The sequence below is a fragment of the Thermostichus sp. MS-CIW-36 genome, assembly GCF_054059035.1.
Genome location: NZ_JBSSBR010000032.1, coordinates 20,139 through 30,792, shown reverse-complemented (window position 1 = coordinate 30,792; position 10,654 = coordinate 20,139). Strand labels below are relative to the sequence as shown.

The following is a 10,654-nucleotide window of genomic DNA, read 5'->3' as shown; positions in this document are numbered from 1 at the left end:
GCGGGATACCGCCATTCTGTTTGGAAACAAACAGAATGCTATCGCTGCATAGTTGAACAGTGATGTTCAGCAGTGTTCAGCGTAAATGTATCAGACGCGACAGGCACTGAACACTCTGGAAGTGTTTGTTAGCGTTTCGTAGGTCTTTCGGAGCGGTCATCAGTACCCCGTTGAGCAGCCAGAAATTGTTAAGCTTAACGCACGGATGGCAGTATCCGGCCATGCCCCGAGTGACAACTGCTGACGAGCTGCTGACAGAATATGCCTCTGGCGAGCGCAACTTTCAAGAATCCAACCTGGTGGGGGTGGACTTGGTGCGCTCCAACTTGCAAGGGGTGAATCTGAGAGGGGCCAACCTCTCCTTTGGCAAGCTGAGTGGCATTAACCTGCAGGAAGCCGATTTGCGCGGCGCCGATCTCAGCTCGGCCAACTTGATGGGGGCCAACCTCCGCGGGGCCAATCTTTGGGAAGCCAACTTGATCGGCGCGGATCTCAGCTTTGCCGACTTGCGGGAAGCCAACTTGCACGGTGCCTACCTTTGGGAAGCCAAGCTAACCCGTGCACAACTGCAGGGATCCGATCTGAGCGGGGCAAAAATCGGCGGAGCAGTGCTGACCGGCGCTGACCTCAGGGGGGCCATCCTACCTGACGGGAGTGTGCGGGCTTGAGCCACCCCCCCAGCAGACAAGGCAGAATGGAACTGTTGCGACGGGATCCCTGATGTTGCTGCTGTTCAACTTGGTCTTGACACTGCTGCTGGCTTTGGGAGTGGCAGTCCTGGCCGGACAAAACCCCACCACCCTGACCGTACACTTCTTGATGTGGCGCTCGGTGGAGCTGCCTTTGGGATTTCTCATCGCCGCGGCTGTCGGCTTGGGCCTGTTGACGGTGGGGCTGGGCTCTCTCCTCTGGCCTGGGCGCAGCTTTTCTGCCACCGCCCGCCAATTACAGGAACGGGTGCGCCAACTGGAAATGCAGGATCAACCGCCCCAATAACGGCCAATTCCCAAAGGGATCCCTCTGCTTTCTGGCTTTGGCTCAACGGCTTCGATCCCCTGCAATTCTACCTGCAATTCTATAGTTGACTTGACAATCTTGTCGCTGGCCCTAGGGAAAGCATGCTGGAATGGCCCACCGATGCGAGACTGGGCGTAAGCTGAGAAAGGATCCCTTCGCCGTCTGCTTGATCAGTGCGTATCTCCAACCGTAACCATGGCTTATTTCCAACCCACTTCCCCGGATAGCTCTCCCCAAGACCCACGGGCCCTGCGCAAAGCCCTGCGCGGATCCAGCACCTACTTTGCCAAGGGATTTGAAGAACACAAGGATCAGGCTCAACTGGAGCTGCAAACCACCTACAAAAGCCCCCTTGTGGAGCAAATCCGTGCCCAGTCCTACCGCTATCAGCGGGGTGACATCACCATTCACCTGGCCAAAGCCTTTGGCTTTTGCTGGGGCGTGGAACGGGCGGTGGAATATGCTTATGAAGCGCGGCGACGCTTTCCGGATCGGCAACTGTGGATCACCAACGAGATCATCCACAACCCTCTGGTAAACCAGCACCTGAAGGAGATGGGGATCCGCTTTGTGGAGAAAGGCCCGGACGGCAAGAAGGACTTTTCTCAGATCCGGCCCCAAGATGTGGTGATTTGGCCTGCTTTTGGGGCAAGTGCATCGGAAATGGCGTTTTTTCGGTCGCAGGGCAATGAGATTGTCGATACCACCTGCCCCTGGGTTTCCCGCGTGTGGAACCAAGTGGACAAGCACCGCGCGGCCCAATTTACCTCTGTCATCCACGGCAAGTACAACCACGAGGAAACCGTAGCCACCAGCTCCTTTGCCGAAAAATATCTGGTGGTGCTGAACCTGGAAGAAGCAGAATGGGTCGCTCGCTACATTTTGCAGGGCGGAGATGCGGCAGAATTTCGGCGGCGCTTCGGCAAGGCCACTTCCCCCGGTTTTGATCCGGATCGCGATCTGGAGCGGATCGGCATCGCCAACCAAACCACCATGCTAGAGGGGGAGACCCGCGCCATTGCTAAGCTCTTTGAGACCACCATGCTGCGCAAATATGGCCCCCAGGAGTTAGACAACCACTTCATGAGCTTTAACACCATCTGCAATGCCACCCAAGAGCGGCAGGATGCCATGTTCGAGCTGCTGGAGCAACCTTTGGATGTCGTGGTGGTGATCGGGGGGTTTAATTCCTCGAATACCACCCACTTGCAGGAAATTGCCCTGGCCAAGGGCTTGCCTTCCTTCCACATCGATGGCCCCGACTGCATCCAACCCAACAACCGCATCCGTCACAAGCCTCTTCACCAAGACCCGACGGTTACCGAAGGGTGGCTACCCGCCGGGCCGGTGCAAATCGGCATTACCTCCGGTGCCTCTACCCCAGACCGCGTTGTCGAGGAGGTGATTCAACGCATCTTCGCCCTGCGTGAAGAACCTCGGCGGATCCCTGCCTAGGGATCCCTTCCCTCTCCCTCTTGAGCGTGCTCAACACCCTTTTTCAGGTTTATCCTCCCTTGCTGGGCTGGACGCTGCTGGGGTTTGCTCTCCAGAAGGGGCTGCCCGGCGACTGGAAGCGTTGGCTGGATCCCCACGCCTTGGGGCGATTCATGTTTTGGGTGGGAGTGCCCCTCAGCATTGTTGGGTTTATGCAGGGAGTGGATCTGTCGGGTCAAATCTGGGTTGCTCCCCTGATCTGCTGGCTGTCGGTGGGGCTGGGGTTTGCCTTGACCAGCGCTTGGCTGTGGTGGCAGCGCCACAACTGTTGGAGCAGTGCCCAGCAGGGCAGCTTTCACCTAACCGCCACCCTGGGGAACACCGGGTATTTGGGCTACCCCATCTGCTTGGCTGTGGCCGGAAGGGCTTACTTTGGCTGGGCCCTGTTCTATGATCTGCTGGGCACTCTCTTCATGGCCTACGGGTTTGGCGTGTGGGTGGCCAGCCGCCACGGCAGTTCCCATGCCCAACCTTGGCAGGTGGGCCTCCACATTTTGCGCACCCCTGCTCTTTGGTCTTTTGCTATGGGCCTACTGCTGACCCGCGAACCCCTGCCGGGTTGGCTCTCTCAAGGGTTGGCGGCTTTTGCCTGGAGCATGATCCCGCTCAGTTTGATGATTTTGGGGATGCGGCTGGCCCAGGTGAAGCGCTGGGGATCCTTTCTTGCCGCCGGAGTGGCCCTCTTGATCAAAATTGTGATTGTGCCGCTCTTGGTGGGAATCGGCCTTGCCTTCACCCCCTACCCGCCTCTGGCCAAGCTGGTGCTGGTCCTGCAGAGCGGTATGCCCCCCGCCATCGCCACCCTGGTGCTCACGGAAGAATACGACTTGGATCGGGAAATTACCGTAACTGCCTTGGCCGTGGGGTACTTAGCCGCCTTGCTGACCTTGCCCCTCTGGCTGGGACTCTGGGGATCCTAATAGGCCAGGTGAGACAAGGTTTGCTCGAGGTAGCTATGCACCAGTTGATCCAGCTCTGCTTCCTGAGTGGGCAACTCCCGGCCCTGGAGCCATCCCCGAAAACCCGAGCTTTCCACAATGGCCTGCCGCAACGGCTTCCAAACTGCTTGCGTGCGCAGTGCTGTATCGGAGCTGAGAGCAGGACTGATCATGAGAAGAAGGTGAGTAGGAGTGATTCACCCTCAGAATAGCTTGGATCCCAGTTGGCTTTGGCTCTCTAGGATACAAATCTCCCCTCTATGCTGAGCAAGCCTTCTCTCAGTCGCTCAAGCCAAAAAATCCTCAATATAGTCATTCCAAACTAGATTGAGACACTCCCCAGGCGTTCCGCGCTGCTTCCGCGGCCACCCCCAGACCTTCTCCCAGAGGGAGAGAGGAGCTGGACAGAAATGTTTCATTCCTGTTTAAAATGACCATACATCCCATCAACTCGAGCAAGAGGCCCAGGGATCCCTAAACAAACAGTTGGCTGCGCTGCTCGACCCGCAAAGTTGGCCCCAAGGCATTGAGAAGAGAGACGCCGTAGCTGCGGGCAATGATGCGGCTATCCAAAATGGCCACCCATCGGGTGGATGAGCTGGAATCTTCTCCCGAATCAGAGCTTTGCCGCAGAGGCGCAACAGCCCGTTGCAACTGGGCAGCGGCCACCGGCAAAAGGTACTGACGGAACCAGTCCTGCTGGGTGCGTTGCAGATATTGCACCCGTCCGGCCACCCTCGGGTCTTCCACAGAAGGGAAGGGCAAAGTGGCGATCACCATCAGCTCAGGGCGCGGCAAGCCGGCCTTGTGGTGCAGCCAGTAGGGCCAGTCGCAGACCAAAATGCCCTTTTCGCCGGGGAACGGGCTGTTTACCCGCACCCGCGAGCCGAATTCGGCAGCCAAAGCCGCCCCCACCTGTGCCTGCAGAGGTTGATCCGACACCAACACCACCACGAAGCCCTGCGCCTGAGGGATCAGCTTTTTCAGCTCTTGCAGCAGGTGATCCCGAAATAGAGGGCTGTTGGGCAAGGGCAGGCGCGGCAAGTAGAGGGACAGCTCCGCCCCGCCAGAACGTGGCCAACCCTCGCCTGAGGCAAACCGCAGCGGCGTTAGATCCGGCAAGCCCAACCGTCGCCGGTAGGTTTCCGCCTGGCGATCCAGATCCAGCGCTTCCCCGATAATCACCACCGGCTGTGTGGCCCAAATGGGGGCCAGCCAATCGTGCAGAGCCGCCGGGCTGTGGTGAAGGGTGAGGCGACCGGTTTCTCGGTCGGTTTCGGCCCACCAAATCCATTTGGAGACGGGATCCCCCTCAGAGCTGAGCCGCCGGCGGATTTGATCCCAGGGATCCGGCAGCCAGCCGGGGTAGCCTGTCACCAAAGACAGCACAGCATCCAGGTGAACCTGTTCATCCGCATGAAGCAGACAGCGGGAAAGAGGCCGCCGCAAAAGCTGCAGGGACAAATTGACCTGAACCTGGGAGAGCTGCTCCGCCTCGGCAGGGAAGACTTGCCGGAGCTGTTGCCAATGGCTGGCTTCCAGGGTCACCGTTAGCGCCTGGTAGGCCCAATCTTCCAGGTCTTCGGCTCCATCCAGGATCAAAGGGATCCCTGTCGGCACTTGCGAGGATCCCTTTCTCAAGCGAGCTTGCAGCCAATCCAGGGGATCCACCAACAGCAACCCCTGGAAATCGGGATCCGGCCAACGGTCTTTTTGCAGGACGGGCTTATGCAACTGCAGGGTGTGCTGTAGCCAGGGGATCTCTTCCCCCAAAATTTGCGCCTGCACAGGAGCTGTAGCGCAGAGCAAGGTGGGGTTGGGCCACATCAGGGCCGGCAGCAGATAACTGAGGCGGTGCTGACCCCCAGCAGGCACCTGGATCAAGGTGCTGCGACCCAACCGCAACCCTCGCGCCACCATGCGAGCCATCGTCAACTGGTGGGGCCACAGGGCTTCGGGAGACTGCCGCAAAAGCTGCCGCAACTGTTGGTGGACTTCAACCTCAATCACAGTTCAGTACGCCGGGGGTCTGCCACAGACGGTAGGGTGAACTAGCCTATTCTAGGGTAGAGAAGAAAACCAAAGCCCATCTCTGGGGTGAGCGATGTCTCTTCTAGCTGCTGTTTCCACGGGATCCCTGCTTCTGGATCGCTCCGGGTGGGGCCGCTTGCGCATGAAGGGATCCCCAGGCTTGGACTATCTGCACAACCAAAGCACCCAAAATCTGAAGGCCCTCCAGCCAGGGCAGGGGGCCGACACGGTTTTCGTGACCCCCACCGCCGGCATCCTGGATTTGGCAACGGTGTACGTGGGAGAAGAAGACTGCTGGATCTGGACTTCACCCCAGCGGCGCAGCCTGCTGATGCAGAGTTTGGGGCGCATGCTGCCTTTGGTGCGGGGAGCACAGTTGAAAGATGAGACAGATCAGACCTTTGGTTTTGGATTGCTCGGATCCCAGAGTCAGGCTCTCCTGGAGCAAGTGGTGAGCTCAGAAGAGATCCCGACCGGGCCTCATGAGCACCGCCCCGTGGAGATCCAGGGGATCCCTGTCCATCTGGCTTGTGGCACGGGTCTTGCCCAGCCGGGGTTTACCCTCTGGGGCACCATTGACCAGAAAGTCGCCCTTGAAGAATGCTTGCTCCAAGCCGGAGCCAAGCTGGCCCCACCTGAGCTGTGGGAAGTCCTCCGCCTAGAAGCGGGTCGACCTGCCGCCGACCAAGAGCTGACCTCAGACTACAACCCTCTGGAAGCCGGCCTGTGGCAGGCTATTTCCCTTGGCAAAGGTTGCTACGTTGGCCAGGAAGTCTTGGCCAAGCAGGTAACCTACCGGCGCATTCGGCAAACTTTGTGGGGGATCCGCCTTCAAGGAGAAGCTCATCCTGGCACAGAGATTTTGCGGCAGGGGGAAAAGATTGGGCTGCTGACCAGTGCAGGCCAAACTTCGCAAGAGTACCTGGGATTGGGATACGTGCGCACCAAGTTTGAGCCCGCCGAAGGTCTACAAGTAGAAGTCGGCTCGGTGCCGGGAGTCCTGACTCGAATGCCGTTTTTGAGCTTTCCGCCTATTGTCTGAGGTTGTTTTTGCAGACCTCTCTCCTCTCTTTTCTAGAGGGAGAAGCGTAGGCGAAACACCGCAACTCACCAGTCAAAGTGGCGGCGAAAGCGGGGATCCCGTCGATCCTTTTTGCGTCGGTTGCAGGTTTTGCACAACGTTTGCAGATTGCTGATATCGTTACTGCCCCCTTGGGCAATGGGGATGATGTGATCGATCTGAAGCTGAACCTCTGGGGGCGACTTTCCGCAACCGCGACAACGGAAGCCGTCTCTTTGGAAAACATACTCCCGCACGGCTGCTGGAATTAGAATCCTTTCGCCGGATTTTCTTTCTTTCATCGTTATTCATCCATACTGCGAAGATCGTCCAGTGGAGACTTTTCATCTAGAGGTTCTAATATCTCTTGGTCGGGTTCTTTTATCAGAAATTCAGGATTGTCAGGATAAAAGTCAATCGTAACTTCTACTCTTACTTTTACTCTACCGGTCTGCCAACCGTTAGTTTTAGGAGAAAGAATCGAGCATGGAACTCCTTTATGGAAAAAATGAACCTGATCTTCATAGGGAATACCTGTTTGTATCTCAGACGAACTCAAGTGACTGTCTAGTCCTCTTCCCATTTGGTCAAACTTCAGGAAATAAGAATTGATAGAATCGCAAAGCTTGGAAATCATGTAGACTTTCTGCTTATTGTTCTTGTTGATAAAAGTGATAACTCCGTCTCCCAGTTGGCTAAGATTAATGGATGTTTTTGTCATCTTATCGACCTCAAGACATAGAGACAACAATCCACGGTGAGCCAGGACGTAAGAGTTTAGCAGGAATTCCTTTCACGTTAGTTATTCCGTTCAAGTTGCTCCATAGAATCGAGACTCCCTTTTCGCTAAGTTTGCTGGATAAGTAGGATCTGATACTCTCATAAACAATCTCTGAGTACACCTGAGCAAACTCTTGCGAGTAGATTAGGCGTCCTCCTATATCAATGACAGTATTTTGGAAAATATCTAGCTCAACAAAGCACTCCTGAGATTGATCATTACTTGACACTTGCCCAACCCCCTCTATGTCTCTCTGGCTTAGGCTAGCTCTCACTTTCGCGAAGGTCATCCAGAGGGGATCCACTGCCGCCCTCTGAGACTGTATCCTCTGGCTCAAACTCTACAATGATCCGCAATCTGACTCTGCCTTTTTCCCAATCTTTCTTGCCCGGCACCAAGAGCTGACAAGCAAGTCCCTGCCCAAACCACTTCGCTTCTTGCAACAATTTTTCTTCTGGCTTGGGAGCAAGAAGGCTACTGGCAATGTTGAGCAAGTCTTCCGGCGGCAGGATCCCTGAGGATCTCAAGGCCGCAATGAACAAGCGATGCAGCTCTTCTTTCTTGGTCAAGTCCTCTTGGGCCGCTTTGACCAAGTTGGCAACCTTGAAAGTTTTCTCCCTTACAGAGAGGATCCCTTCTGGGTGCTGCTGTAGAGGTATTGATTTGGATCCCATGACTTTATCTGGATCAAGTGAAAGGCCAAAAACAAAGACAAGCCGCTCTATCTCAGATCATCGAGGATGCTATCCAACTCTGGAAAACTCTCGTCTATGGGTGTAGAACGACCAAGAGCGACTGCTTCGCTTGCACTGCTTTCACCTACTTGCTGTCCAGGAAGACTTGCCAAAATCTGAACTGACTCACCAACAGAGGAAGGCTCAGGACGAGTAATCAAGGGCAGCATCTCGCGATTGAGGCCCAAAGCCTGCAGGCAGAGGTTGATCCCAGAAACAGCTTGGTTGTACTTGTCTATGCTTGCCTCCAGTTCTTTCAGCCGCTGTTGGTTAAGCGCAATTTTCTCTTCAGCCTCTTTTCTGAGAGTTGCTTCCATGAACTGCTTTGCTTCTGGGTACTTTTGCAAAATCTCATCGGCTACTTGCTTGGCAACCGGCAATAGCTGAGTTTTCAGAGTATTGTTGGTCTCTTGTCGGAAGCTAGAACGCACTGTCTGGTTAATTTTCGGCTCGAAGTCAAGCTTAAGTAATTGTCGGATTCCAGGCTCTGCGTCGCGAATAGCAGAGATGTCATAAGATTGGCTGGTTTGCTTTAGGACTTCTCGAAACTGGTAGATCGAGAATGTTCCTTCGTCGTAGAAGCGGGGACTTTCTCTGAGGTAGCGGTCGCACTCTTTTCGGGCACCATTGACAAGAGAACTCAAAGTTACCTCCTTAACCAAAAGAAGCTTTTTCTCCAAGTCCCCATCGGATCCCAGTAGGCGAAACAACTGCCTGTAGTAGCTCGAGCTGCGAACTTCATCAACAAGGCGACGAAAGAAGTTCTCTACAAGCGTGCTGGCTGATTCTACCAGGATGTCCTCTAGATGGTTGGATAAATAGTAAAAGGCTTCGACCAATACAGCTAAAAATGGAGCTGTGGAGTTGCGGGGACGAATGCGAACGGCTTGACTGTAAACATTGTCCAACGAAAAAGTATCCAAAAGCTCATCTAGCCTCCGTACCATCCTAGCCTGCAATTTACGGAAATCGTTCTCAAATTCTTTGTTTTCTCCGTTAATAACTTTATTGACTACTGTCTGGATATGCTCGTCAAACTCTCGGCCAATACTGGCTAGCTGCTGATTGATCAGCGTCAGCTCATAGGAAATCATGCTGTCAATCTCTTTGGGCTGGCTATCAATGTCTCGGTAGAGATCTAGATAGGACTTCCTCATCTCGATGCAGAGAGGTTGCAAATCATCGGCCAGCGCGGAAAATAGCTGTGGCCGCTTTTCTTCCGTTAAATAACGAGTGATCCCAGCCCGAAAGTCTTCAATACCGCTATCTTTAATCATATACTCAATCAAAGGTTTTCCCCACTCCCTCAGAATCCGAACGTAGTTATTTATGGGTGTGTCGTACCCATGTACAGAAGGGCGGAACGGGGATCCAACCAACCTACCTGACGTGCAGTACTTGTTAAACTCGCTGACAAACTGGGGTGTTTCTTCCCCACCACCCAATTCTTTGATGCTTTCTGAAAAAATCGTATCCAGTCCAAATCGATCCTCAGGGGTAGTTGCCTTGATCTGGGAACCATAGAAGCCGAGAAGGCCGCTTGTCTTAAATACGCGGAGTTGACGAAACTGCTGGCCGATAATGTTTTCTAGTCTCTGCTTTAGTTGTGCGTTGTACCAAGTCTCGTCAATCCGGTTAAATACATAGAAGACCCGATCCCTGATGCTATCATTACTTTGAATATGCTCAATAAGCTCTGTCTCTTCCTTGGTCAGCTCACCCGTTGCAGCACACTTGAGAACGCAAACAACTGCGGACGTATCCGGATCGGCAATTTTTCGATAAGTACGCTCTGCATCCGCTTTGACTGGAGCATCGATCCCAGGAGTATCGACAATAACGTTTCCATCTTCCAGCAAGGGGTGGTGGCAATAGTATTCCACCTTTCGCAAAACTGCGCTATTGGCGCCGCGCCGGGCAAAACCCGCAGCTTCCCTTAGGTTGCCGAAGTTGAGCTGCTCCATTGAGAAAACTTTGTTCTCGGTAGGGTGAATTTTGTCCCGGTTCTGCTGGAAACCTGTAATCAACAAGCGGAGGGCATCTGCCTGCTTTGCCCGCTCTGACTTGCTTTTACCTCCCTCCTGTTGAATAATAGCCTCAGCACGCTCCTTCAGGGGATTCAGTGCAGTGTCTTCCAGCCTGCTGAGTGACGGAGCCAAGTTTAGGAAAGCGCAGAAGGCGGTCATCTGTTCTTGCACTTCCTGCTCGCTGAGAAAAGTGAGCACCACTCTCTCAGCATTTGGCTCTGCGTAGGCAATGTAGCACTCTGTCCCTGTGGCGTGCCCCTCGGCGCTGTAGAGAAGCTCTCTTTCTAAGAGGGCATTGATTAGCATAGACTTGCCGGCACTGAAAGCACCGGCAAAGACAATCTCGAAAGTTGGAGAAATAGCTTTGCTGAGGGAAGCTTGAATCCGAGTGGTATCTTGCTTGCCTGAAAAAGTGGAATCCTGATGCCAGAGTTGCAGGATAGCTTCAACCTGCTCTTTCAAGTTCTCACACTGAGGCAGGAGCTTTACAGACATAAGAGAGCAATCTCCACAGAGGCTGCTGGGATTATAACTTGCCTATGCTTGAGGTGAGGATTCCTACAGCAATTTTC

Annotated in this window: 11 protein-coding genes; 5 read left to right on the top strand and 6 right to left on the bottom strand. The window is 54.4% G+C overall.

Annotated features, from left to right (window positions below):
* Positions 1-221 precede the first annotated feature (221 nt).
* From ACVWVQ_RS12110 to ACVWVQ_RS12095, 4 genes are all read left to right on the top strand, one after another.
* Positions 222-668: a pentapeptide repeat-containing protein gene (locus ACVWVQ_RS12110; RefSeq protein WP_457508689.1), complete on the top strand. Its 447-nt coding sequence runs from the start codon at positions 222-224 to the stop codon at positions 666-668.
* 52 nt (positions 669-720) lie between these two features.
* The gene (locus tag ACVWVQ_RS12105; RefSeq protein ID WP_011434193.1) at positions 721-996 is read left to right on the top strand and encodes a lipopolysaccharide assembly protein LapA domain-containing protein; all 276 of its coding nucleotides are present in this window, start codon (positions 721-723) and stop codon (positions 994-996) included.
* A gap of 216 nt (positions 997-1,212) precedes the next feature.
* Positions 1,213-2,472: a 4-hydroxy-3-methylbut-2-enyl diphosphate reductase gene (locus ACVWVQ_RS12100; RefSeq protein ID WP_457508687.1), complete on the top strand. Its 1,260-nt coding sequence runs from the start codon at positions 1,213-1,215 to the stop codon at positions 2,470-2,472.
* A 26-nt stretch (positions 2,473-2,498) separates the two neighbouring features.
* Positions 2,499-3,431 (top strand): AEC family transporter, encoded by a 933-nt coding sequence (locus ACVWVQ_RS12095; RefSeq protein WP_457508685.1) that lies wholly within the window; start codon positions 2,499-2,501, stop codon positions 3,429-3,431.
* Here the strand turns inward: ACVWVQ_RS12095 and ACVWVQ_RS12090 are convergent.
* Together ACVWVQ_RS12090 and ACVWVQ_RS12085 are read right to left on the bottom strand one after the other, a co-directional pair.
* The gene (locus tag ACVWVQ_RS12090) at positions 3,428-3,622 is read right to left on the bottom strand and encodes a hypothetical protein (protein WP_011434196.1); all 195 of its coding nucleotides are present in this window, start codon (positions 3,620-3,622) and stop codon (positions 3,428-3,430) included. The genes ACVWVQ_RS12095 and ACVWVQ_RS12090 overlap by 4 nt on opposite strands.
* 301 nt (positions 3,623-3,923) lie before the next feature.
* Positions 3,924-5,459: a hypothetical protein gene (locus ACVWVQ_RS12085; RefSeq protein ID WP_457508683.1), complete on the bottom strand. Its 1,536-nt coding sequence runs from the start codon at positions 5,457-5,459 to the stop codon at positions 3,924-3,926.
* A 94-nt stretch (positions 5,460-5,553) separates the two neighbouring features.
* On the opposite strand from ACVWVQ_RS12085, the gene ygfZ reads away from it, so the two are divergent.
* Positions 5,554-6,522: a CAF17-like 4Fe-4S cluster assembly/insertion protein YgfZ gene (gene ygfZ / locus ACVWVQ_RS12080; RefSeq protein WP_457508681.1), complete on the top strand. Its 969-nt coding sequence runs from the start codon at positions 5,554-5,556 to the stop codon at positions 6,520-6,522.
* Between the two features lie 65 nt (positions 6,523-6,587).
* On the opposite strand, the gene ACVWVQ_RS12075 is transcribed toward ygfZ, so the two are convergent.
* From ACVWVQ_RS12075 to ACVWVQ_RS12060, 4 genes are all read right to left on the bottom strand, one after another.
* Positions 6,588-6,842, bottom strand: coding sequence for an HNH endonuclease (locus tag ACVWVQ_RS12075; RefSeq protein WP_011430012.1), 255 nt, complete (start codon positions 6,840-6,842; stop codon positions 6,588-6,590).
* Positions 6,843-6,844: 2 nt separating this feature from the next.
* Positions 6,845-7,261, bottom strand: a complete 417-nt coding sequence (locus ACVWVQ_RS12070) for a KGK domain-containing protein (protein WP_414422539.1) — start codon at positions 7,259-7,261, stop codon at positions 6,845-6,847.
* Positions 7,262-7,584: 323 nt separating this feature from the next.
* Positions 7,585-7,995: a KGK domain-containing protein gene (locus ACVWVQ_RS12065; protein ID WP_099812209.1), complete on the bottom strand. Its 411-nt coding sequence runs from the start codon at positions 7,993-7,995 to the stop codon at positions 7,585-7,587.
* 47 nt (positions 7,996-8,042) lie between these two features.
* The gene (locus ACVWVQ_RS12060) at positions 8,043-10,577 is read right to left on the bottom strand and encodes a dynamin family protein (protein WP_457508678.1); all 2,535 of its coding nucleotides are present in this window, start codon (positions 10,575-10,577) and stop codon (positions 8,043-8,045) included.
* Between the last annotated feature and the right edge of the window lie 77 nt (positions 10,578-10,654).

What these genes read in the sequence shown, in the direction of transcription:
- ACVWVQ_RS12110 (WP_457508689.1), top strand. Translation starts at nt 222, where the DNA reads ATGCCCCGAGTGACAACTGCTGACGAGCTGCTGACAGAATATGCCTCT.
- ACVWVQ_RS12105 (WP_011434193.1), top strand. Translation starts at nt 721, where the DNA reads ATGTTGCTGCTGTTCAACTTGGTCTTGACACTGCTGCTGGCTTTGGGA.
- ACVWVQ_RS12100 (WP_457508687.1), top strand. Translation starts at nt 1,213, where the DNA reads ATGGCTTATTTCCAACCCACTTCCCCGGATAGCTCTCCCCAAGACCCA.
- ACVWVQ_RS12090 (WP_011434196.1), bottom strand. Translation starts at nt 3,622, where the DNA reads ATGATCAGTCCTGCTCTCAGCTCCGATACAGCACTGCGCACGCAAGCA.
- ygfZ (WP_457508681.1), top strand. Translation starts at nt 5,554, where the DNA reads ATGTCTCTTCTAGCTGCTGTTTCCACGGGATCCCTGCTTCTGGATCGC.
- ACVWVQ_RS12075 (WP_011430012.1), bottom strand. Translation starts at nt 6,842, where the DNA reads ATGAAAGAAAGAAAATCCGGCGAAAGGATTCTAATTCCAGCAGCCGTG.
- ACVWVQ_RS12070 (WP_414422539.1), bottom strand. Translation starts at nt 7,261, where the DNA reads ATGACAAAAACATCCATTAATCTTAGCCAACTGGGAGACGGAGTTATC.
- ACVWVQ_RS12065 (WP_099812209.1), bottom strand. Translation starts at nt 7,995, where the DNA reads ATGGGATCCAAATCAATACCTCTACAGCAGCACCCAGAAGGGATCCTC.
- ACVWVQ_RS12060 (WP_457508678.1), bottom strand. Translation starts at nt 10,577, where the DNA reads ATGTCTGTAAAGCTCCTGCCTCAGTGTGAGAACTTGAAAGAGCAGGTT.